The sequence below is a fragment of the Rhodococcus sp. P4_C10 genome (assembly GCF_056402135.1).
Genome location: NZ_JBFUHZ010000017.1, coordinates 51,643 through 72,606 on the forward strand (window position 1 = coordinate 51,643; position 20,964 = coordinate 72,606).

General features: G+C 70.8%; 21 protein-coding genes and 1 pseudogene. 17 read left to right on the forward strand and 5 right to left on the reverse strand.

Annotated elements, in window-relative coordinates; translation table 11 throughout:
- The first annotated feature begins 125 nt into the window (after positions 1 to 125).
- The 5 genes from AC1DWC_RS14410 to AC1DWC_RS14430 all read left to right on the forward strand — a co-directional run bounded on the left by AC1DWC_RS14410 (position 126) and on the right by AC1DWC_RS14430 (position 7,057).
- Positions 126 to 1,433, forward strand: coding sequence for an ammonium transporter (locus AC1DWC_RS14410; RefSeq protein WP_477909066.1), 1,308 nt, complete (start codon positions 126 to 128; stop codon positions 1,431 to 1,433).
- Positions 1,434 to 1,438: 5 nt separating this feature from the next.
- Entirely contained in the window at positions 1,439 to 1,777 is a 339-nt protein-coding gene (locus tag AC1DWC_RS14415) for a P-II family nitrogen regulator (protein ID WP_072846949.1), read from the forward strand.
- Entirely contained in the window at positions 1,767 to 4,283 is a 2,517-nt protein-coding gene (locus AC1DWC_RS14420) for a [protein-PII] uridylyltransferase (RefSeq protein ID WP_477909025.1), read from the forward strand. Before AC1DWC_RS14415 ends, AC1DWC_RS14420 begins: the two co-directional genes overlap by 11 nt.
- Positions 4,284 to 4,385: 102 nt before the next feature.
- Positions 4,386 to 5,963, forward strand: a complete 1,578-nt coding sequence (ffh, locus tag AC1DWC_RS14425; RefSeq protein WP_477909027.1) for a signal recognition particle protein — start codon at positions 4,386 to 4,388, stop codon at positions 5,961 to 5,963.
- Between the two features lie 2 nt (positions 5,964 to 5,965).
- The gene (locus AC1DWC_RS14430) at positions 5,966 to 7,057 is read left to right on the forward strand and encodes an amidohydrolase family protein (RefSeq protein WP_477909029.1); all 1,092 of its coding nucleotides are present in this window, start codon (positions 5,966 to 5,968) and stop codon (positions 7,055 to 7,057) included.
- A gap of 26 nt (positions 7,058 to 7,083) precedes the next feature.
- On the opposite strand, the gene AC1DWC_RS14435 is transcribed toward AC1DWC_RS14430, so the two are convergent.
- Positions 7,084 to 7,977: an NADase-type glycan-binding domain-containing protein gene (locus AC1DWC_RS14435; RefSeq protein ID WP_477909031.1), complete on the reverse strand. Its 894-nt coding sequence runs from the start codon at positions 7,975 to 7,977 to the stop codon at positions 7,084 to 7,086.
- Positions 7,978 to 8,300: 323 nt separating this feature from the next.
- On the opposite strand from AC1DWC_RS14435, the gene rpsP reads away from it, so the two are divergent.
- Genes rpsP through trmD form a run of 4 tightly spaced genes read left to right on the forward strand, consistent with a single transcriptional unit; the run spans position 8,301 to position 10,276 of the window.
- Positions 8,301 to 8,765, forward strand: a complete 465-nt coding sequence (gene rpsP / locus AC1DWC_RS14440) for a 30S ribosomal protein S16 (RefSeq protein ID WP_072846954.1) — start codon at positions 8,301 to 8,303, stop codon at positions 8,763 to 8,765.
- Positions 8,762 to 9,004, forward strand: a complete 243-nt coding sequence (locus AC1DWC_RS14445) for an RNA-binding protein (protein ID WP_072846955.1) — start codon at positions 8,762 to 8,764, stop codon at positions 9,002 to 9,004. Before rpsP ends, AC1DWC_RS14445 begins: the two co-directional genes overlap by 4 nt.
- A 51-nt stretch (positions 9,005 to 9,055) precedes the next feature.
- Positions 9,056 to 9,583, forward strand: coding sequence for a ribosome maturation factor RimM (rimM, locus tag AC1DWC_RS14450; RefSeq protein WP_477909033.1), 528 nt, complete (start codon positions 9,056 to 9,058; stop codon positions 9,581 to 9,583).
- A gap of 3 nt (positions 9,584 to 9,586) precedes the next feature.
- Positions 9,587 to 10,276 carry a tRNA (guanosine(37)-N1)-methyltransferase TrmD gene (trmD, locus tag AC1DWC_RS14455; protein ID WP_477838080.1) on the forward strand — a complete coding sequence of 230 codons (690 nt, stop codon included), beginning with the start codon at positions 9,587 to 9,589 and terminating at the stop codon, positions 10,274 to 10,276.
- A gap of 30 nt (positions 10,277 to 10,306) precedes the next feature.
- Here the strand turns inward: trmD and AC1DWC_RS14460 are convergent, their stop codons facing one another.
- Positions 10,307 to 11,392, reverse strand: coding sequence for a serine hydrolase (locus tag AC1DWC_RS14460; protein ID WP_477909035.1), 1,086 nt, complete (start codon positions 11,390 to 11,392; stop codon positions 10,307 to 10,309).
- Between the two features lie 76 nt (positions 11,393 to 11,468).
- Between AC1DWC_RS14460 and AC1DWC_RS14465 the strand changes: the two genes are divergently transcribed.
- Positions 11,469 to 13,823 (forward strand): Tex family protein, encoded by a 2,355-nt coding sequence (locus AC1DWC_RS14465; protein WP_477909038.1) that lies wholly within the window; start codon positions 11,469 to 11,471, stop codon positions 13,821 to 13,823.
- Positions 13,824 to 13,882: 59 nt separating this feature from the next.
- Here the strand turns inward: AC1DWC_RS14465 and AC1DWC_RS14470 are convergent, their stop codons facing one another.
- Complete coding sequence (locus AC1DWC_RS14470) at positions 13,883 to 14,554, reverse strand: GAP family protein (protein ID WP_477909040.1); 672 nt, start codon at positions 14,552 to 14,554, stop codon at positions 13,883 to 13,885.
- Positions 14,555 to 14,757: 203 nt separating this feature from the next.
- Between AC1DWC_RS14470 and AC1DWC_RS14475 the strand changes: the two genes are divergently transcribed.
- From AC1DWC_RS14475 to AC1DWC_RS14500, 6 genes and pseudogenes are all read left to right on the forward strand, one after another.
- Entirely contained in the window at positions 14,758 to 15,681 is a 924-nt protein-coding gene (locus tag AC1DWC_RS14475; protein WP_477909068.1) for a formylglycine-generating enzyme family protein, read from the forward strand.
- A pseudogene (locus AC1DWC_RS14480) lies at positions 15,681 to 16,598 on the forward strand (hypothetical protein). Before AC1DWC_RS14475 ends, AC1DWC_RS14480 begins: the two are co-directional and overlap by 1 nt.
- Positions 16,599 to 16,682: 84 nt before the next feature.
- Positions 16,683 to 17,024 carry a 50S ribosomal protein L19 gene (rplS, locus tag AC1DWC_RS14485; RefSeq protein ID WP_477909042.1) on the forward strand — a complete coding sequence of 114 codons (342 nt, stop codon included), beginning with the start codon at positions 16,683 to 16,685 and terminating at the stop codon, positions 17,022 to 17,024.
- An 89-nt stretch (positions 17,025 to 17,113) separates the two neighbouring features.
- Positions 17,114 to 17,872: a signal peptidase I gene (gene lepB / locus AC1DWC_RS14490; RefSeq protein ID WP_477909044.1), complete on the forward strand. Its 759-nt coding sequence runs from the start codon at positions 17,114 to 17,116 to the stop codon at positions 17,870 to 17,872.
- Between the two features lie 20 nt (positions 17,873 to 17,892).
- The gene (locus tag AC1DWC_RS14495; protein WP_477838075.1) at positions 17,893 to 18,627 is read left to right on the forward strand and encodes a ribonuclease HII; all 735 of its coding nucleotides are present in this window, start codon (positions 17,893 to 17,895) and stop codon (positions 18,625 to 18,627) included.
- A gap of 37 nt (positions 18,628 to 18,664) precedes the next feature.
- The gene (locus AC1DWC_RS14500; protein WP_072846964.1) at positions 18,665 to 18,988 is read left to right on the forward strand and encodes a DUF2469 domain-containing protein; all 324 of its coding nucleotides are present in this window, start codon (positions 18,665 to 18,667) and stop codon (positions 18,986 to 18,988) included.
- Between the two features lie 125 nt (positions 18,989 to 19,113).
- Here AC1DWC_RS14500 and AC1DWC_RS14505 read toward each other — a convergent pair whose 3' ends face one another.
- The gene (locus tag AC1DWC_RS14505; RefSeq protein ID WP_477909046.1) at positions 19,114 to 19,629 is read right to left on the reverse strand and encodes a TIGR04338 family metallohydrolase; all 516 of its coding nucleotides are present in this window, start codon (positions 19,627 to 19,629) and stop codon (positions 19,114 to 19,116) included.
- Complete coding sequence (locus AC1DWC_RS14510) at positions 19,626 to 20,399, reverse strand: DUF2786 domain-containing protein (RefSeq protein ID WP_477909048.1); 774 nt, start codon at positions 20,397 to 20,399, stop codon at positions 19,626 to 19,628. The genes AC1DWC_RS14505 and AC1DWC_RS14510 overlap by 4 nt, the downstream gene beginning before the upstream one ends.
- A gap of 123 nt (positions 20,400 to 20,522) precedes the next feature.
- Here AC1DWC_RS14510 and AC1DWC_RS14515 point away from each other — a divergent pair, with 123 nt between their 5' ends.
- Complete coding sequence (locus tag AC1DWC_RS14515) at positions 20,523 to 20,930, forward strand: PaaI family thioesterase (RefSeq protein ID WP_477909070.1); 408 nt, start codon at positions 20,523 to 20,525, stop codon at positions 20,928 to 20,930.
- Positions 20,931 to 20,964: the final 34 nt, after the last annotated feature.

The following is a 20,964-nucleotide window of genomic DNA, read 5'->3' on the forward strand; positions in this document are numbered from 1 at the left end:
AGGCGAAACACCAGCTGAGCACTCTTCTCCCTAGGTCGACAGCCGCACCGGCGAGACGACAGAAGAGGAGGCTCAACGTGGAATTTCCCACAATCGGGGCACCGGACACCGGCGACACCGCATGGATGCTGATCAGCGCCGCGCTCGTGTTGTTGATGACCCCGGGACTCGCGTTCTTCTACGGCGGCATGGTTCGCGCCAAGAGTGTGCTGAACATGATCATGATGAGCATCGGCGCCATGGGCGTGGTGGGCATCCTCTGGGTCCTGTACGGCTACTCGATGGCCTTCGGGGAGGACACGGGTCACCTGTTCGGTGACCCGTTCCAGTACTTCGGCCTCAAGGGCCTGTTCGGTGGTTCGTACCTGGGTGATGCGAGTACCGGTGCCGCGGCGGCCATCCCGCTGGTCGGCACCATCCCGGCGACGGTGTTCGTCGCCTTCCAGGCGATGTTCGCGATCATCACGGTGGCGCTGATCTCCGGCGCCGTGGCGGACCGGTTGCGGTTCGGCCCGTGGTTGCTCTTCGCCGGCCTGTGGGCGACGGTCGTCTACTTCCCGGTCTCGCACTGGGTGTTCGCGTTCGACGGTGTCACCGCCGAGAACGGCGGCTGGATCGCGAACCAGCTCAAGGCAATCGACTTCGCCGGCGGTACCGCCGTGCACATCAACGCCGGCGTCGCGGGCCTGGTGCTGGCGATCGTCCTCGGCAAGCGCCGCGGCTGGCCGGCCACCCCGTTCCGCCCGCACAACCTGCCGTTCGTGATGCTCGGCGCGGCGCTGCTGTGGTTCGGCTGGTTCGGCTTCAACGCGGGATCGGCGGTGGGGTCCAACGGAATTGCGGGCGCCACCTTCATCACGACCGTCGTCGCCACCTGTGCCGCGATGCTGGCCTGGCTGCTCGTCGAGCGCCTGCGTGACGGCCACGCCACCACCCTGGGCGGCGCGTCCGGCATCGTTGCCGGACTGGTCGCGATCACCCCGGCCTGCTCGTCGGTGAACGTGCTCGGGGCCCTGTTCGTCGGTGTCGTCGCCGGCGCCCTCTGCGCCCTCGCGGTCGGCCTCAAGTTCCGGTTCGGCTTCGACGACTCGCTCGACGTCGTCGGCGTCCACCTGGTGGGCGGACTCGTCGGCACCCTGCTGGTCGGTCTGGTCGCAACGACAGAGGCGCCCGCCGGCGTCGACGGCCTGTTCTATGGTGGGGGTTTCGACCAGTTGTGGCGTCAGGCAGTCGGCGCGGGCGCTGTTCTGCTGTACTCGCTGGTGGCCACCACCATCGTTGCTCTCGTCGTGAAGTACACGATCGGCCTGCGGGTCAGCGACGATGCGGAGGCCCTCGGCGTGGACGAGACAGAGCACGCAGAGAACGCATACGACTTCGCCGCGATGGCGGGCAGTTCGGTACCGGGGCGTGTGAGCGTCAGAGAGGCATGAGAGACATGAAGCTGATTACTGCGATCGTCAAGCCGTTCACCCTCGAGGACGTGAAGGCCGGTTTGGAGCAGGCCGGTGTGCTGGGCATGACCGTGAGCGAGGTCCAGGGGTACGGCCGCCAGAAGGGCCACACCGAGGTGTACCGGGGTGCCGAGTACTCGGTCGACTTCGTGCCGAAGGTCCGGGTCGAGGTGGTCGTGGACGACTCGGCCGTCGACAAGGTCGTCGAGGTGATCGTCGAGGCGGCGCGCACCGGGAAGATCGGCGACGGCAAGGTCTGGGTCTCTCCGGTCGAATCGGTGATCCGAGTCCGGACGGGCGAGAGGGGCGCGGATGCGCTCTGACCCCACAGGGTCCCGAAAGGGTGGCCCCGATCCCGCTGCATCGTCGGCGGGGTCGGGGCCACCCCCGTCTGGGGGCACCGCCGCCGCCGACGACCTGGCCAGGGCCCGGAAGAAGTTGCTGGACGGCGGTTCTCGGACTCGACGGCTGGACGCCGTCACGCTGCGGCTGGCGCTGGTGGACCTGCACGAGCTCTGGCTCACGACCAAGGGTGCCGAGCTGGGCATCCTGCCGGACTCCGGGTTCGCGCTGGTCGCGGTCGGCGGGCTCGGCCGGCGCGAGCTGCTGCCGTACTCGGACCTCGACCTGGTGCTCCTGCACGACGACATGGACCCGCGAATCGTCGCGGACGTGGCGGACCGGCTCTGGTACCCGTTGTGGGACGCGCACATCAAGCTCGACCACAGCGTGCGCACGGTGCCGCAGGCGCTGCAGGTGGCGGCGGCCGACGTGACCGCGGCGCTCGGGCTGCTCGAGGCCCGGCACATCGCGGGCGACGCCGAGCTCAGCGGCGGGCTGATCGTGGACGTGCGACGGCAGTGGCGCGCGTCGATCCGTTCCCGGTTCGACGAACTGATCGAGCTGACCGAGGCGAGGTGGGCGCGCAGCGGCGAGATCGCGCACCGCGCCGAACCCGACGTGAAGAACGGGCGGGGCGGGCTCCGCGACGTCCAACTGCTCAGCGCGCTGGCGATCGCGCAGCTCACCGACGCGGCGACGGGCCTGGGCCCGGACACTCCCGGCGGGGGGCTGGCGCTGGCCCACGACCGGCTGCTCGACGTGCGCACCGAACTGCACCGGGTGGCGGGCCGTGCCCGGGACCAGCTGCGGGCCCAGGACGCGGACGAGATCGGCGCCGCGCTGGGGATCGGCGACCGCTTCGACCTGGCCCGGATGCTCAGCGACGCGGCTCGCACCGTCAGCTACTCGGTGGAGGTGGGGCTGCGCACCGCCGCGAACACCCTTCCGCGCCGGGGTCTCTCACGGTTGCGGCGGGTGCCGGTGCGGCGCCCGCTCGACGAGGGTGTGGTCGAGCACGCGGGTGAGGTGGTCCTGGCCCGGGACGCGAAGCCGACGAAGGATCCGGGGCTGATCCTGCGGGTCGCCGCGGCGGCCGCGCAGACCGGGATGCCGATCTCCGCGTCGACGCTGAACCGGCTCTCCGACAGCGCGCCGGAGCTACGCGAACCGTGGCCGCGGGAGGCGCTCGGGGACCTGCTCGTGGTGCTCGGCTCCGGCCGGCGCGCGGTCGCGGTGATCGAGGCGCTCGATCGCACCGGGCTGTGGGGCCGGCTGCTGCCCGAATGGGGGGCGGTGCGGGACCTGCCGCCGCGCGATGCCGTGCACACCTGGACCGTGGACCGGCACCTGGTGGAGACGGCGTGCTACGCCAGCGCGCTCACCACCCGGGTCTCGCGGCCCGACCTGCTGGTGCTCGGGGCGGTGCTGCACGACATCGGCAAGGGGCGCGGCGGCGACCACAGCGTGGTCGGCGCCGACCTGGCCACCGCCATCGGAAACCGGCTGGGGCTGTGGCCGGCGGACGTCGCGACGCTCAGCGCGATGGTCCGTCACCACCTGCTGCTGCCGCACACCGCGACCCGCCGTGACCTCGACGACCCGGCGACCGTGCAGACGGTGGTGGACGCGCTCGGCGGTGACCCGGTGCTGCTCGACTTGCTGGGCGCACTCGCGGAGGCGGACTCGCTGGCCACCGGCCCGGGGGTGTGGGGGGAGTGGAAGTCGTCGCTGATCGGCGAGCTGGTCCGGCGGTGCCGGATGCTGATGGCGGGCGACGAACTGCCCGCGCCGCCGCCGATCGACCCGGCGCACGCTGAACTGGCCATCGCCGGCGGAGTTCACGTCCTACTCGATCCCGCGCCCGGTGCACACACCTACACGGTGACGGTCGTCGCGCCCGACACGCCGGGCCTGCTCTCGGATGCGGCGGGGGTGCTGGCGTTGCACTCGCTGCGGGTGCTCTCGGCCGCGGTGGGCAGTCACGGCGACGCGGCGGTGAACACGTTTGTCGTGGCACCGCGGTTCGGGGCGCCGCCGCAGGCCGGTCTGCTGCGGCAGGAACTGATCCGGGCCGGAGCTGGGGAGCTGGACCTCGTCGCGATGCTCGAGGACAAGGAACGGCAGGCCCAGGCCGAGCAGGCCCTGGACCGCGGCGCCGACGCGGTTCCGGTGCTGTTCGCGCAGGCCCCGCCGCGGATCCTCTGGGCGGAGGCGGGGGACGGCCAGGTCATCGTCGAGCTGCGGGCGGAGGACCGGCTCGGGCTGCTGTGCCGGCTGGCCAGCGTGCTCGAACACAGCGGTGCCGACGTGCGGTGGGCGCGGGTGTCGACGCTGGGTGCGTCGGTGCTCGACGTCTTCTGCCTGGACCTCGGCGGCCGCGACTCACGGGCGGTGCGACAGGAGTTGGAGTCGGCGCTGCTCGCGGTGGTGCCGCCGCAGCCGCCGCAGAAGGACGGCGGGGACGTGGCCGCAGGGGCGAACAGCTAGGCTGAGTGCACAGTCTGCGTCGAGGGTCTCGCCGGCAACGGCATGCGTTTCCGGCGAGCCCGCCCGGCGTTTCACGTCCCGCAACAGCCAGGAGCCCGATCGGTGTTCGAATCCCTTTCCGACAGGTTGACCGGTACCCTCAAGGACCTCCGGGGCAAGGGGCGTCTGTCGGGCGCCGACATCGATGCGACCTGCCGGGAGATCCGGCTCGCCCTGCTCGACGCCGACGTCGCGCTTCCGGTAGTCCGGTCGTTCATCGCGAAGATCAAGGAACGCGCCAAGGGCGCCGAGGTCTCCGGTGCGCTGAACCCGGCACAGCAGGTCGTCAAGATCGTCAACGAGGAGCTCGTCGGGATCCTCGGCGGCGAGACCCGGCGGATCCAGTTCGCGAAGAACCCGCCGACCGTCATCATGCTGGCCGGCCTGCAGGGCTCCGGTAAGACCACGCTGGCGGGCAAGCTCGCGAAGTGGCTGACCGGGCAGGGGCACACGCCGCTGCTGGTGGCCTGCGACCTGCAGCGTCCGGGCGCGGTCAGCCAGCTGAAGATCGTCGGCGAGCGGGCCGGCGCGGCGGTCTTCGCGCCGCACCCGGGCACCTCGATCGGCGGCGGCGACAACGAGCTGGGCCAGTCGGCGGCCGACCCTGTGGAGGTGGCCCGCCAGGGCATCGCCGAGGCCCGGGCCAAGCAGCACGACGTGGTCATCGTCGACACCGCCGGACGGCTCGGCATCGACGAGGAACTGATGGGCCAGGCCGCGGGCATCCGCGACGCCGTGCAGCCCGACGAGATCCTGTTCGTGCTCGACGCGATGACCGGTCAGGACGCCGTGCACACCGCGGAGGCGTTCCAGGCCGGCGTCGGGTTCACCGGTGTGGTGCTCACCAAGCTGGACGGCGACGCCCGCGGTGGCGCCGCGCTCAGCGTCCGGGAGATCACCGGCCGGCCGATCATGTTCGCGTCGACCGGCGAGAAGCTCGAGGACTTCGACGTCTTCCACCCGGACCGGATGGCCAGCCGGATCCTCGGCATGGGCGACGTGCTCAGTCTCATCGAGCAGGCCGAGCAGGTCTTCGACGCCAAGCAGGCCGAGGCCGCCGCGCACAAGATCGGCTCCGGCCAGCTCACCCTCGAGGACTTCCTCGAGCAGATGATGGCCGTGCGCAAGATGGGCCCGATCGGCAACCTGCTGGGCATGCTGCCGGGCGCCGGCCAGATGAAGGACGCGCTCGCCAACGTCGACGAGAAGCAACTCGACCGGGTGCAGGCGATCATCCGCGGCATGACCCCGGCCGAGCGCGAGGACCCCAAGATCATCAACGCCTCCCGCCGGCTGCGCATCGCCAACGGTTCCGGCGTCAAGGTCTCCGACGTCAACCAGCTGGTGGACCGGTTCTTCGAGGCCCGCAAGATGATGTCCGCGATGGCCGGCCGGATGGGCATGCCCGGTGCCCGGGCGAACCAGCGCAGCAAGAAGGGCAAGAAGGGCAAGAAGGGCGGCAAGGGCCCGACTCAGCCGAAGATCCGCGGCGGTTTCCCCGGGATGCCTGCGGGCATGCCCGGTGGCTTCCCCGGCCTGCCCGCGGGAATGGACCTGTCCAAGATGCCGCCCGGGCTCGACGAGCTGCCGCCGGGCCTCGACGGCTTCGACCTCTCAAAGCTGAAGCTGCCGAAGAACTAGCCGTGGCACTGCGGTTGGCGGGTCTGGGGCTGCCCGACGAGCAGCCCGTCGAACTGTGGGTCGACGGCGGGGTGGTCTCCACCGATCCGGTTCCGGGGGCGCAGACGCTCACCGAGTCGGGGTGGATCCTGCCCGGGTTGGTCGACGCGCACTGTCATGTCGGGATCCGCTACGGCGGCGGCCACGAGGACGAGGCGGGCACGGTCGCCCAGGCGCAGACCGAACGCGACGCCGGCGTGCTGCTGCTGCGCGATGCGGGCTCGCCGGTGGACACCCGCGACCTCGACCAGCGCGCGGACCTGCCGCGGATCGTCCGGGCGGGTCGGCACATCGCGATGACCAAGCGGTACATCCGCGGCCTGCCGATCGACCTCGACGACGAGTCCCAGTTGCCGGCCGCCGTGACCGAGCAGGCACTGCGCGGCGACGGCTGGGTCAAGCTCGTCGGCGACTGGATCGACCGCTCGGTGGGGGACCTGCGCCCGCTGTGGAGCGACGCCGTGCTCAAGGAGGCGATCGACGCCGCTCACCGGGTGGGTGCCCGGGTGACCGCGCACGTCTTCGGCGAGGAGGCACTGCCCGGCCTGATCGAGGCGGGCATCGACTGCATCGAGCACGGCACCGGCCTGACCGACTCGACGATCGAGGCGATGGCCGAGCGGGGGACCGCACTGGTGCCGACGCTGATCAACATCGCGACGTTCCCGGAGATCGCCGACTCGGCGGACCGGTTCCCGGTGTACGCCGCGCACATGCGGGACCTGCACGCGCGGGTCGGCGCGACGATCGGGTCCGCCCACGAGGCCGGCATCCCGATCTACGCGGGCACCGACGCCGGCGGATCCATCCGGCACGGCCGGATCGCCGACGAGGTGGCCGCCCTGGCCGCGGTGGGCCTGGGGCCGACGAAGGCGCTCGGTGCCGCCTGCTGGGATGCTCGCGCCTGGCTGGGGCATCCGGGTCTGGAGCCGGGTGCTCCCGCCGATCTGCTTGTCTACGAACGCGATCCGCGCACCGGGCCGGAGGTGCTCGCGTCACCCGACCTGGTGGTGCTGCGCGGCCGGGTGGTCAGGGCGCGGGGCCGGTTCGCCTGACGGTTGCCGCGGAGCGGCGGGCCCGACTACTTGGCGCAGGGGTCGCCGCCGTCCGCGGGGCGCGAGGTGAACCGCACCTCGCTCACCGAGGTCACGTCGTTGAACGGGGCGGCCGTCACGCCGGCCTTGTTGGTCACCGGCTGACCGTCAACGGTCGCGGTGACGGTCATCGTCGCCGTCCGGGTGGTCGTGTCCACCGGCATCGTCTGGATCCCGCGTTCGGGACGCAGTTGCTGCTCGACGCTGGTGCCGTCGTCGAACGTCCAGGTGACGCGGGTGACCTTCCGGTTCTGGGTGAACCGGTCCGAGCCGTCGACGTCCACCTTGTCGTAGCCGGGGTCGATGCCGACGGCGGTGAGGTGCACCCCGCACACGAAGCTCATCGACAGCCGCTGCCCCTGCGTGCCCGAGCAGCGCCACGCGGTGGTGAGGTCGCCGTCGATCGCGTTGGGCGCCTCGTACGAATGCTGGCGGCCGGCGGAGTCCACCGCGGGCGGGTAGGTGGTGCAGGTGGGCAGCGCGGCGGTCGGGGTGACGGCGATGGATTCCGTGTCTCCGAATTCGAAGCCGCCGTCGGCCTCGGCGCCCCCGGCGAAGTCGCCACCCGAGTCGGGTTCGGCCGAGCCGTCGGTGTTGCGGTCGTCGAGCGTCCGGTTGACGAGGTACCCGCCGCCGCCGAGCAGCGCGATCACCGCCGCGATCGAGGTGAGCAGGATCAGCCAGGTGCGTCCGGACAGCGGCTGCCGCAGTGGGGGCGGCGGCCCGGGGGTGAACGGGGGAGGCGGTACCGGGCCGGCCGGTGGCGGGCCGACTGGCGGCATGACGACGGTTGGCGGGTCGGCGGCCGGGGACGCCGGCGGTTCGGCCTGGGGTTTGTCGGCCTGGGCCTGCGGTTCGTCGGACGGTGGGGTGTCGGTCATGCGGTCTCCGCTCGCGTCCGGGCTGGCTGTCTCGTCTGGGCACTGAGGTTGTGCGGCACTGCGCTCGCCGGTCGAGGTCCGGCACCGGTGAAGTCTAGGTCGACGACCTGACGAGACTCCGCGAATCCGGGTCCGGCGCGGCGCGGCCGACCCCGCGGTCGGGCGATTCGCTGCGAGGGTCCCGTGTCTGGCAGAATGGACCGCTGTTCGCCCGTCTCCGGTTACGTACCGCGCGGCGGTCACGACAATCCCTCAACGCGAAACCGGGTGCGCAGGCCTTGCGCATCGCTGAATTGCGCAGTGACCACCTGAAAGGCTTCACAATGGCTGTCAAGATCAAGCTCATGCGGCTCGGCAAGATCCGCACCCCGCACTACCGCATCGTCATCGCCGACTCTCGCACCCGCCGCAACGGCCGTGCGATCGAGACCATCGGCAAGTACCACCCCAAGGAAGACCCGTCGGTCATCGAGATCGATTCCGAGCGCGCGCTGTACTGGCTCGGCGTCGGCGCCCAGCCCACCGAGCCGGTCGAGAACCTGCTCAAGATCACCGGTGACTGGCAGAAGTTCAAGGGCCTGCCGGGCACCGAGGGCACCCTGAAGTTCAAGGCCGAGAAGCCGTCCAAGCTCGAGCTCTTCCAGGCCGCGCTGGCGCAGGCCGACAGCGAGCCGGTGGCCGAGGCCATCACCCCGAAGAAGAAGAAGGCTGCCAAGGCCGACGAGGCCGAGGCTGCTGCCGAGGCGCCCGCCGAGGCCGCTGCGGATTCCGAGGCTGCTGACAAGTGAGTGCCGTTGTCGCCGACGCCGTCGAACATCTTGTTCGCGGCATCGTCGCCAATCCCGACGACGTCCGGGTGGAGCTGAACACCGGACGCCGCGGGCGCACCGTGGAGGTGCACGTGCACCCCGAGGACCTGGGCAAGGTCATCGGGCGTGGCGGGCGCACCGCCACCGCTCTGCGGACCCTGGTCACCGGCATCGGTGGCCGTGGGATCCGCGTCGACGTGATCGACACCGATCAGTAATCAACACCGATCAGTAGTCAGTCAACACAGATCAGTAGTCGGGAGCAATCAGTGGAGCTCGTCATCGGGCGTGTGGCCAAGTCGCACGGGATCCGGGGAGAGCTGGCCGTAGACATACGGACAGACGACCCCGATCAGCGCTTTGCCGTAGGCGCAGTCCTGCACGGCCGCAAGCCCCGCGAGCAGAAGCTCACCAGTTACACGGTGGAGGCCGCCCGGGAACACTCCGGGCGGCTTCTGCTGCGTCTGCGCGGTATCGACGATCGGACCAAGTCCGACGCCATGCGCGGAACACTCTTCCTGGTCGATCCCGCGGATCTTCCGCCCTCGGACGACCCCGACGAGTTCTACGATCATGAACTCGAGGGCCTCGCGGTCCGGTTGACCGACGGCACCCCCGTCGGCACCGTGCTCGAGGTGCTGCACTCCGCGGCGGGCGAACTGCTCTCCATCCGCCCCGAGGGCCAGGACGCGGGGGAGCTCCTCGTCCCGTTCGTCGCGGCGATCGTCACGTCGGTTTCCGTCGCCGACGGCGTGATCGAGATCGACCCTCCCGAAGGACTTCTGGATCCGGAGTAAGCCGTGCGCCTCGATGTCATCACGATCTTCCCCGAGTACCTCGAACCGCTCCGGACGGCGCTGCTGGGCAAGGCCATCGACAAGGGCCTGATCTCGGTGGGCGTCCGCGACCTGCGGGACTGGACCCACGACGTGCACAAGGCCGTCGACGACTCACCGTACGGTGGCGGCCCCGGCATGGTCATGAAGCCGACAGTGTGGGGCGACGCGCTCGACGAGGTGCTCGGCACCGAACCCGACGACGACGTCGTCCTCGTGGTCCCCACCCCGGCCGGCGTGCCGTTCACCCAGGCCACCGCGCACCGGTGGGCGGGGGAGAAGCGCCTCGTCTTCGCCTGCGGCCGGTACGAGGGCATCGACCAGCGGGTCTTCGACGACGCCGCCCGGCGGGTGCGCGTCGAGGAGGTCAGCATCGGCGACTACGTGCTGATCGGCGGCGAGGCCGCCGTGCTGGTGATGGTCGAGGCCGTGGTCCGGCTGCTGCCGGGAGTGCTCGGCAATCAGCAGTCACACCAAGAGGATTCGTTCTCCGACGGGCTGCTCGAGGGGCCCAGCTACACCCGTCCGGTGAGCTGGCGCGGGCTGGACGTCCCCCCGGTGCTGCTGTCCGGGAACCACGCGCACGTCGAGGCCTGGCGCCGGGAGCAGTCGCTGGCCCGGACCGCGGAGCGCCGGCCCGACCTGCTGCCCTGAGTCCCCTGTTGCCTGACCCGGTGGTCGCCGCTAGCCGATTCGCCCGTCCGGGAACAGGATTCGTACCACCCCGGTGAGGGTGGCGCGCGCATGCTCGGCGCTGGCGTCGTCCGCGGCGTTGGTCAGTGAGGTGTCGGGGTAGGTCGTCGCCTCGTCGTCCAGGTCGTCGTCGAGGCTGTCGCCGATGTGCCAGTTCGGCGGTGGGGCCCCCTCGTAGGTGACCTCCTCGCGGGAGACGAGCGCCAGCACGTAGCGGTCGTCGGGGCCGGCCACCCCCGTCGTCAGGTGGATCCACCGCCCCGCGGTGCAGCACATCCAGCCCTGCTTGACGGCCAGTTCCGGCTGATCGGGGAGTCCGTCCGGGAGCCCGAAACCCTGGTCGTAGCCGTCCGCGGATTCCGCGCTCGCGGACCTCAGGTGCTCCGTCATCTCGCGCCGGTGGGCCGCGTCGAGTCCGCCGCGCCCGTCGAGCAGTCCGGAGTAGTAGCCGACGAGGTCGGCCGCGGTGGTGAGGGTGTTCCACCAGTTGCCGTCGTACGGCGCGGAGGTGGCGGTAAGCCCGTACCGCGCAGCCACGTCGTCGACGATCTCGCTGCCGCCGTACTCGGCCCACAGCACGTTCGCGGCGTCGTCGTCGGAGTGCTCGAGCATCCGGCCGACCAGATCGCGCTCGTCCTCGTCGAGTTCGAACGACTCGGTCGACTCGCGGTACGCCAACTCATCGGCGATGAAGAGCTTTGCGACGGAAGCGGTTTCGACGGAATCGGCGTCCGCGGATCCGAGGTAGCGGTGGTCGCGACGGTCGAGCAGTGCGATCGAGACCTCCGCGCCACGTTCGAGCGCGGACCGGGTCGCCTCGGTCACCCGGTCCTCGATGCCGGGCGAGAACAGCTCCGGCGTCGTGGTCGGCGGCATCGGCGTGGGCAGGGCCGCCGCGGGTGCCGGTGGCGGTGCGGCGACGCGCGTGTCGACGGGCACGGCGGGGTCCGCGGACACGCCCGGGATGAGGCCGGACCATTCCTCGGCGGACATCTCCGCTCCGGGCGTGGAGGTGCACCCGGCGGCCACGCCGACTGCCAGGCACAGCGCGGCCAGACGCCCCGCGCGACCGTTCATGCCCACCCTCTCGATCCAATCCGGCATTGCTCTCGGCCGCAAGGCCGACAACAGGCTAGCGGTAGGGTCGATCGTCGTGACCTCAGCTCTGAAATCAGTCAACCAGCGAATCGCCGAGGAACTCGACGTTCGGGAAGAACAGGTGCGGGCTGCGGTCGACCTGCTCGACGGCGGGGCGACGGTGCCCTTCATCGCCCGGTACCGCAAGGAGGTGACCGGCACCCTGGACGACGCTCAGCTGCGCGACCTCGAGGAACGGCTGCGGTACCTGCGTGAGCTCGACGAGCGCCGGCTCGCGGTGCTCGAGTCGATCCGGTCCCAGGACAAGCTGGACCCGCAGCTCGAGGACCAGATCATGCTCGCCGACACCAAGGCGCGCCTCGAGGACATCTACCTGCCGTTCAAGCCGAAGCGTCGCACCAAGGCGCAGATCGCGCGCGAGGCCGGGCACCAGCCGGTGGCCGACGCCCTGCTGACCGACCCGACCACCGATCCCGCGCAGTACACGGCGGAACAGCTCGACGGCGCGCGCTCCATCCTGGTCGAGCAGTTCGCGGAGGACGCGGACCTGGTCGGGGAGCTGCGCGAGCTGATGTGGACCCGCGGCCAGGTCAAGTCCGCCGTCCGCAAGGGCAAGGAGACCGAGGGCGCCAAGTTCGCGGACTACTTCGAGTTCTCCGAGCCCTTCGGGAAGCTGCCGAGTCACCGCATCCTCGCGATGTTCCGCGGCGAGAAGGAGGAGGTGCTCTCGCTGACCCTGGACCCGGAGACCGAGGAGCAGGCGCCCGGGGTGGCCAGCGTCTACGAGGGCCGGATCGCCTCGAAGTTCGGCGTCGCCGACCGCGGGCGTCCGGCGGACCGGTGGCTGCTCGACACCGTGCGCTGGGCATGGAAGACGAAGATGCTCATCACCCTCGGCATCGACACCCGGATGCGGTTGCGGCAGTCGGCCGAGCGCGACGCCGTCGACGTGTTCGCGATGAACCTCAAGGACCTGCTGCTGGCCGCGCCCGCGGGCACCCGCGCGACGATGGGCCTGGACCCGGGGTTCCGCACCGGCACGAAGGTCGCCGTCGTCGACTCCACCGGCAAGGTGCTTGCGTACGACACCATCTACCCGCACCAGCCGGCGAACAAGTGGGACCAGTCCCTCGCCACGCTTGCCGCGCTGGCCGCCAAGCACAAGGTCGACCTGATCGCGATCGGCAACGGCACCGCCTCGCGGGAGACGGACGCGCTGGCGGCGGACCTGATCAAGAAGTTCCCCGAGGCCGGGCTGACCAAGGTGATGGTCTCGGAGGCCGGCGCGTCGGTGTACTCGGCGTCCGCCTACGCATCCGCCGAACTGCCGGACCTGGACGTGTCGATCCGCGGCGCGGTGTCCATCGCGCGGCGGCTGCAGGACCCGCTCGCGGAACTGGTGAAGATCGACCCGAAGTCCATCGGCGTCGGCCAGTACCAGCACGACATCTCCGAGACCCTGCTGGCGCGCTCGCTGGCCGCGGTCGTCGAGGACGCGGTGAACGCGGTCGGCGTCGACGTCAACACCGCCTCGGTGCCGCTGCTCGCGCGGGTCTCGGGGATCACCGGATCGCTGGCCGAGTCGATCGTCGCGCACCGCGACGCGAACGGACCGTTCCGCAGCCGCCGCGGCCTCAAGGACGTGGCGCGACTCGGCCCCAAGGCCTTCGAGCAGTGCGCCGGCTTCCTCAAGATCACCGACGGCGACGACCCGCTCGACGCGTCGGCCGTGCACCCCGAGGCCTACCCGGTGGTGCGGCGGATCGTCGGGGCCAGCGGGTGCGGGGTCAAGGAGATCATCGGCAACACCGCAGCCCTGCGCGGCCTGCGCCCGCAGGACTTCGCGGACGAGACGTTCGGCCTGCCCACCGTCACCGACATCATCGCGGAACTCGAGAAGCCGGGCCGCGACCCGCGTCCGGAGTTCAAGACCGCGACGTTCGCGTCGGGCGTGGAGAAGGTGGCCGACCTCAAGCCCGGCATGACGCTCGAGGGCGTCGTCACCAACGTCGCGGCCTTCGGCGCGTTCGTCGACGTCGGGGTGCACCAGGACGGGCTGGTGCACGTCTCGGCGATGTCGCACAACTTCGTCAAGGACCCGCGTGAGGTGGTCAAGTCCGGTGACGTGGTCCGGGTCAAGGTGATGGAGGTGGACCTGCCGCGCCAGCGGATCGGGTTGAGCCTGCGTCTGGACGACGAGCCCGGCGCCGCCAAGCCGGACGGCCCGCGCGGTCAGGGCGGCGGGCAGCGTCAGGGCGGTCAGCGGGACGGCGGATCACGTCAGGGCGGCGGCCAGCGTGGTGGCGGTCAGCGTGGCGGTGGCCAGCGTCAGGGCAGCGGGTCGGCGGCCGGCAACCCCGCGGGCGGCTCGATGGCCGACGCCCTCCGCAAGGCCGGCTTCGGCAAGTAGGCAGCTCCTGCTCGTGCGCGGTTTGCGGGTCCCTTGACCCGCGAGCCGCGCACGCGCCTTCAGTAGCCGCCGAGGCCCTTGCCGATCATCACCACGCCGATCACCAGCAGCAGCGTCGCCATCACGGCCGCGTTGTTGGCGGTCAGCCAGGACTTGAGGTCCTGCAGCCACGCCGTCGCGCGCTCGCGGGCGGCGAAGTAGGCGATCACCGGTACCGCCACCGTGCTGGCGGCCAGCACCGTGAACACGATCCCGGTGACCACGATTGTCCCGCCGCTGGCGTCGAGCTGCGCGACGGCCACCGCGGCGCCGATGATCATCAGCAGGTTCTTCGGGTTCACCGCGGACAACGCGAAACCCAGGCCGAGGGCCTTGCCGGGGGTGACCTTGTCGATCGCGGCGAGCCACCCGGGCATCGTCGGTTCCTCTCCGGGCCGCGGGCGCCCGCGCCACTGCTTGACCGCGAGCCCGAGCAGCGCGACACCGAGGACGATCTTGATCGTCGCGGTGGTGGCGTTGCCGCCGTCGCCGGTGCCGAGGTCCACCGCGCTCGCGATCGCGACGAAGACCGTGTAGCCCACCACGATGCCCAGCACCCAGCCGACGGCGAAGGACGTCGCGGTGCTGCCCGCCTTCGGCGTCAGCAGCATCAGGATCGCCGCGATGATCGGGATCGGGCTGATCGCGACGCCGAGGGCGAGGGGGAGTACGTCACCTATTGCTGTTCCCATGGGCGGGAGCCTGTCAGGGCGACGGTCACGCCGGACCATCCCTGGCGGGTGAAGTGTTCCGGCTGCGCGGAATACGGGCCGGGTGACATGCTCGACGCATGGTGTCGAGTACCCAGCCGGAGGAACCAGTGCCGAGCAAGACCGTGTTGACCAAGACCGCGTCGACGAAGACTCCGTCCACGAAGACTGCGTTGATGAAGGACATGTCCTGGATCCCCGGGGGGCTCTTCTGGATGGGCTCCGAGGACTTCTACCCGGAGGAGCGCCCGGTCCACCAGGTTCAGGTGGACGGGTTCTGGATGGACACCCATCAGGTGACGGTCGCCGAGTTCCGCCGGTTCGTCAAGGACACCGGGCACGTCACGGTCGCCGAGACCGCGCCCGACGCCGCCGACTACCCCGACGCGGACCCGGCGCTGCTGGTGCCGGGGTCGCTGGTGTTCATGCCGCCGCCCGGACCGGTCTCGCTCGACGACTACCACCAGTGGTGGTCCTGGGTGCCGGGCGCCGACTGGCGTCACCCCGAAGGCCCGCAGAGCAATGTCGGTGGGCGCGAACGACATCCGGTGACGCACGTCGCGCACACCGATGCGCTGGCCTACGCGGCCTGGGCGGGCAAGGACCTGCCCACCGAGGCGGAGTGGGAGTTCGCGGCCCGCGGCGGACTGGACCGGGCCGTGTACTCATGGGGCGACGAGTACACCCCCGGTGGCCGCCAGCAGGCCAACACCTGGCAGGGCCAGTTCCCCTGGGAGAACCTGGCCGAGGACGGCTTCGTCGGCACCTCGCCGGTCGGCAGCTTCCGGCCCAACGGGTACGGCCTGGTCGACATGGCCGGCAACGTGTGGGAGTGGACGACGGACCTCCACACCGCGGACCACAGCGTCAGCGGCAAGAACGTCGCGCCCGCGAGTTCGTGCTGCATCCCCAGCAACCCGAGGATCGACGCGGCCGCCCCGCGCGACGGGGAGGTGTACCCGCGCCGGGTGATCAAGGGCGGCTCGCACCTGTGCGCCCCGAACTACTGCCTGCGCTACCGGCCCGCGGCCCGCCAGGGCGAGACCGAGGAGACCTCGACCTGCCACGTGGGCTTCCGGTGCGTGGTGCGGGGGCAGGGACCGGGCTGATGCACCGCTGGCTGCAGGACGAGATCATCGCACACGGCCGGTTGCCGCTGCTGTTCTTCCTGCTGGGCTTCATCGGCGGCTTCGTGTTCATCCGGTTGAGCGTGCGGATGATCCGCGCGAAGGTGCGGTGGTGGCCCGGGAACGTCACGCCTGGCGGCCAGCACGTGCACCACGTGGTGTTCGGGGTGATCGCGATGCTGGTCTCGGGGGTCGCGCTGATCGCCGTGTACGAGGACGCCACCCAGACCACCGGCGCCGCGTTGGCGGCCTGCTTCGGGATCGGGGCGGCGCTGGTCCTCGACGAGTTCGCCCTGATCTTCTACCTGAAGGACGTGTACTGGGAGGAGGAGGGGCGGGCCTCGGTGGACGCGGTGTTCGTGGCACTCGCGGTGACGGGACTGCTGCTCGTCGGCGCCCGGCCCGACGCGATCGTCAACGTCTCGGACTTCCGCGACAACCCCGAGGCCTGGGTGCGGGTGGTGCTCGCGGTGGGCGTGCTGATCAGTCTCGCGGTCGCCGCCGTGGTGATCGCGAAGGGCAAGATCTGGACCGGTCTGTTCGGGATGTTCTTCTTCCCGATGCTGCTGGTCGGGTCGATCCGGCTGAGCCGGCCCGGTGCGCCCTGGGCGCGGTGGCGGTACGCGGACAAGCCGAAGAAGATGCGGCGCGCACTCGAACGGGAGAAGCGGTACCGCCGGCCGATGATCCGGGCCAAGATCTACGTGCAGGACCTGGTCGCCGGGAAGCCGAGCGTCGCGCACGCGGTGGCCGCCACCGAGGTGGAACTCGAACGCACCGTGCATGCGGCGCCGCCGCCCCCGCCGCGCGAGCACGCCGTCCGCTGACGCCCGGTTTCGTCCGCGACGTGCACGTCTGGCACAATTGACGGGTTGCCTGTCACAGGCACACCGACCTAATCGGAGTACGAACCAGCCGAGGACCGTTCACGCGGTGCCGCTCGGTTCCTCTACTCACGCGAAAACGCAAGGATGGATCAATCGATGAACACTCTGGACTTCCTGGACGCCAAGTCCCTCCGCGGGGACATTCCCGCGTTCCGTCCCGGTGACACCCTGAACGTGCACGTCAAGGTCATCGAAGGCTCGAAGGAGCGCGTGCAGGTCTTCAAGGGCGTCGTGATCCGTCGCCAGGGCGGCGGCGTCCGCGAGACCTTCACCGTCCGCAAGGTTTCCTTCGGCGTCGGCGTCGAGCGCACCTTCCCGGTGCACAGCCCCAACATCGCCGAGATCGAGGTGCTGACCCGCGGTGACGTGCGTCGCGCCAAGCTGTACTACCTGCGCGACCTCCGTGGCAAGGCCGCGAAGATCAAGGAAAAGCGCTGAGCTTTCAGCTCCATTCAGAGTTAGCCCGGCCCGGGATTCCCGGGCCGGGCTAACCTGTTCCAGTGGTAGATACCCCGCACGAATCGACAGTGCCCTCAGCCGGCGCAGACGGCCCCGACGCGACGTCGGAGAAGCCGCAGAAGAAGCCCCGCTCGTTCTTGCGGGAGCTGCCCATTCTCATCCTCGTCGCCCTGTTGATGAGCTTCCTCCTGCAGACCTTCGTCGGTCGCGTGTACCTGATTCCGTCGGAGTCGATGGAACCCACCCTGCACGGCTGCGCCGGGTGTACCGGAGACCGGATCTTCGTCGAGAAGATCGGCTACCGCTTCGGCGACCCGAGTCCCGGTGACGTGGTGGTGTTCAAGGGCCCGGAGTCCTGGAACGGCGGCTGGACGTCCACCCGCTCCGACAACGCGGTGGTCCGCGGGATCCAGGAAGTGGGCTCGATGGTCGGCCTGGTGCCGCCGGACGAGAACGACCTGGTCAAGCGCGTGATCGCCACCGGCGGCCAGACGGTCGAGTGCTGTGACGAGCAGGGCCGGATCCTCGTCGACGGCAAGCCGTTGGACGAGAACTACGTGGTCACCGACTTCCCCTTCACCCCGGGCGTCCAGACCTGCGACACCCCGCTCAAGTCGGGGCGCTGCTTCGGGCCGTACACGGTGCCCGAGGGCAACCTGTGGGTGATGGGCGACAACCGCAGCAACTCCGCGGACTCGCGCTACCACGTCGGCGACGAGTACAACGGCACCGTGCCGGTGGACAATGTCATCGGCAAGGCCGTCGCGATCGTCCTGCCGCCGTCGCGGTGGGGGCTGATCGATTCGCCCGACATCCAGAGCAACTGAGAAACCGAGTACCCGAGCACGTGAGCAGTTGGCCACCACGGACCGTCATTCGCAGAGCCGCCGGCCTGCGGACGATGGAGTCCGCTCTCATCCGTACCGGGCTCGGACCGGTCGCGGGCGTCGACGAGGCGGGCCGGGGCGCGTGCGCCGGTCCGTTGGTGGTCGCCGCGTGCGTGCTGGGACCGAAGCCGCACGCGGCGCTCGCCGGGCTCGACGACTCGAAGCGACTGACCGAACGGGTCCGGGAGGAGCTCTTCCCGGTGATCCAGCGGCTCGCCCGGGCCTGGTGCATCGTGGAGATCCCGGCGTGGGAGGTCGACCGGCTGGGGGTGCACGTCGCCAACATCGAGGGCATGCGCCGCGCGGTGGCCGGGCTGTCGCCGGCGCCAGGATACGTTCTGACGGACGGGTTCCGGGTGCCGGGGCTGCCCGCGCCGTCGCTTCCGGTGATCGGCGGTGACGCCGCCGCGGCCTGCATCGCCGCCGCCAGCGTGCTCGCGAAGGTCTCGCGGGACCGGACCATGGTCGCGCTGGACGAGACGATCCCCGGCTACGGCTTTGCCGGGCACAAGGGCTACAGCACCGCCGCGCACACCGCGGCGATGACCGCGCTCGGGCCCAGTCACGAGCACCGGATGTCGTACGCGAACGTCGCCGCGGCCCGGTCGGCCCGGCCCGCGGCCGAGGTCGCGGGCGGAAGTGTGGGCGGGCGAACAGCAGGCGAAATGTACACCGCGGCCGTCGGTGCGCGATGATGGTGATTCACCCCAGAGCAGGAGGACGTCGAAGCCGATGAGTGCCGAAGATCTCGAGAAGTACGAAACGGAGATGGAGCTGTCGCTCTACCGTGAGTACAAGGACATCGTCGGCCAGTTCGCCTACGTCGTCGAGACCGAACGCCGGTTCTACCTGGCGAACTCGGTGGAGCTGATCCCGCACAACGCGGACGGGGAGATCTACTTCGAGGTGCGGATGGCCGACGCCTGGGTGTGGGACATGTACCGCCCGGCCCGGTTCGTCAAGCACGTGCGGGTGATCACGTTCAAGGACGTGAACGTCGAGGAGTTGGAGAAGTCCGACCTGCGGCTGCCCGAGAACGGCCCGTTCGGCGACTAGTGCCGGTGCGCGGCTCGGATCGGCCGCGTTCACACACCTGCTGTCCCCATCACACCCCCGTTGAGCGTTCAACGGGGGTGTGATGGCGTCAAGGGGTATGTGCGCGAGACCGGTGAGCGCCGACCTCAGGCGACGGTGACGCCGTTCTCGAGCAGGGTGGTCCGCAGCACGAACGCGGCCTCGTCGCCGAGGATCCCGTCGACCAGGGCGAGGTAGCGGCCCACGAACTCGGGCCCGTGCGGCGCCAGCTCGGCGTCGTCCGGTTCGAGGTGGTGTGCCAGCTCGTGCAGCACCACCAGCTCCCGCAGCGCCCACGAGCTGCCGCGGCGGTGCAGCGGGACGGCCACGGTCGCGGTCGCCGGCTCGTAGTGCGCGGCCGTCGCGCCGGCCCGCGCGCGGACGGTGACCGGTTCGGCGGCCCGGGGCCAGTCGGTGCGCACCCAGTTCAGGGCCCGCACCCGGTCGAGGTAGTCCTGCACGGAGTCCACCGACGCGAACTTCCGCTCCACCGGCAGCGTGATCCGCGAGCCGAACAGCTCGAGTTCACGGCCGGTGCCGGTGTCGGCGCGGTCGAAGATGCGGCGCACCACCGTCTCCGCCTCGTACACGCGGGAGCGCTGGCCGTCCCGGGGAGCGCTCACCGCGCGGGGCCGGAGAGCTGCCGGCGCGCCGACGGCAGCTCGGGCGCCTGGCCGAGACGGGCCACCCGGCCGGCCCGGTCGCCGGCGTGGCGGGCCTTCGAGGAGTGCCCCGCGGTGGCCCGGGCGCCGCGCCAGGAGCCGCGGGCGGAGGACGTCTGGGCGTAGAAGTCGGCCAGCTCGACCTGCTTGTCCCGCAGCACCAGCGCCGTCCCGGTCGGCCGGCCGCCCTCGCCCGGGGCTGCGTCGCGCACCGCGTCGGCCTCGGCGGCCGCCTTGGCGGTGGCCAGCCGCTCGCCGATCTGGGCGGCGAACGCCAGCTGGAAGTTCAGCCGGGCGGTGACGCCGGCGACCGGCCGGTGCGCGCCCGAGGCGAGGAACGCGTCGGAGGCCCGCACCATCTGCACCAGCAGGCCGGCGTACAGCGCCTCGCAGGCGTCGATGTCGGTGCCGAAGCCGTACGCGAACACCTGGGTGGAGTTGTGGGCGACGTCGCACTGCACGTCGTTGGCGGCGGCGATGCTGACGAACAGGTGCACGTAGGTGCGCAGGCCCTTCCTGCCGGTCTCGCCGATCCGGATGGCGCGCTGGACGGGGGAGACGCGCTGCTCCCGGCGTGAGGTGTGCGCCCGCGCGACCGCGAGGTCGATCGAGGTGACCGTCGCGAGGCGCTGGGCGGCCTCCATGAACGCCTGGGCCTCGTGCGGGTTCGTGGTGGACTCGGCCTGGCGCAGCAGCCCGCCGATCCGTGCCAGCATCTTCTCGGAACTCACCCCGACGAGGGTAGACGCCGTGACCGACACCGGCGGCGGTGTGCCTGTCGTTGCGGCGCCGGCGAGGGCACAATTCACGCTGCCGGTACATCGAGCAGAGGAGTCATCGTGGACGACGCCGACATGCACATCGGTCTCGAGGCGGCGCGCGGTCACCTCGCGTCGCAGCCCTTCAGCGTCCTGCTGGGCGCCCGGCTCGTCTCGTTCGACGCGGACGGTGCCCGCATCGAGCTGGACACGAGGCCGGAGCTGTTGCAGCAGAACGGGTTCCTGCACGGCGGCGTGCTGGCCTACGCGGCCGACAACGCGCTGACCTACGCGGGCGGGACGGTGCTGGGCCCGGCGGTGCTCACCGGTGGGATGACCATCGAGTACATGCGGCCCGCGGACGGGCCGACGCTGCGCGCGACGGCGTGGGTGGTGCACGCCGGCAGCCGTCGCGCGGTCTGCGCGTGCGAACTGGAGACGGTCGCCGAGGACGGCAGCAGCCGGCTGTGCGCGGTCGCGCAGGGGACCGTCTTCCCGGTGTGACGGGCGGCCGCGCCGGGAGAATCGGCGAACGCGT

Excerpts from the sequence above, each read along its gene's own strand:
- rpsP (WP_072846954.1), top strand. The coding sequence starts at position 8,301 with ATGGCTGTCAAGATCAAGCTCATGCGGCTCGGCAAGATCCGCACCCCG.
- AC1DWC_RS14475 (WP_477909068.1), top strand. The coding sequence starts at position 14,758 with ATGTCCTGGATCCCCGGGGGGCTCTTCTGGATGGGCTCCGAGGACTTC.
- rplS (WP_477909042.1), top strand. The coding sequence starts at position 16,683 with ATGAACACTCTGGACTTCCTGGACGCCAAGTCCCTCCGCGGGGACATT.
- AC1DWC_RS14435 (WP_477909031.1), bottom strand. The coding sequence starts at position 7,977 with ATGACCGACACCCCACCGTCCGACGAACCGCAGGCCCAGGCCGACAAA.
- AC1DWC_RS14470 (WP_477909040.1), bottom strand. The coding sequence starts at position 14,554 with ATGGGAACAGCAATAGGTGACGTACTCCCCCTCGCCCTCGGCGTCGCG.
- AC1DWC_RS14515 (WP_477909070.1), top strand. The coding sequence starts at position 20,523 with ATGCACATCGGTCTCGAGGCGGCGCGCGGTCACCTCGCGTCGCAGCCC.
- AC1DWC_RS14410 (WP_477909066.1), top strand. The coding sequence starts at position 126 with ATGCTGATCAGCGCCGCGCTCGTGTTGTTGATGACCCCGGGACTCGCG.
- AC1DWC_RS14415 (WP_072846949.1), top strand. The coding sequence starts at position 1,439 with ATGAAGCTGATTACTGCGATCGTCAAGCCGTTCACCCTCGAGGACGTG.
- AC1DWC_RS14500 (WP_072846964.1), top strand. The coding sequence starts at position 18,665 with ATGAGTGCCGAAGATCTCGAGAAGTACGAAACGGAGATGGAGCTGTCG.
- AC1DWC_RS14460 (WP_477909035.1), bottom strand. The coding sequence starts at position 11,392 with ATGAACGGTCGCGCGGGGCGTCTGGCCGCGCTGTGCCTGGCAGTCGGC.
- AC1DWC_RS14420 (WP_477909025.1), top strand. The coding sequence starts at position 1,767 with ATGCGCTCTGACCCCACAGGGTCCCGAAAGGGTGGCCCCGATCCCGCT.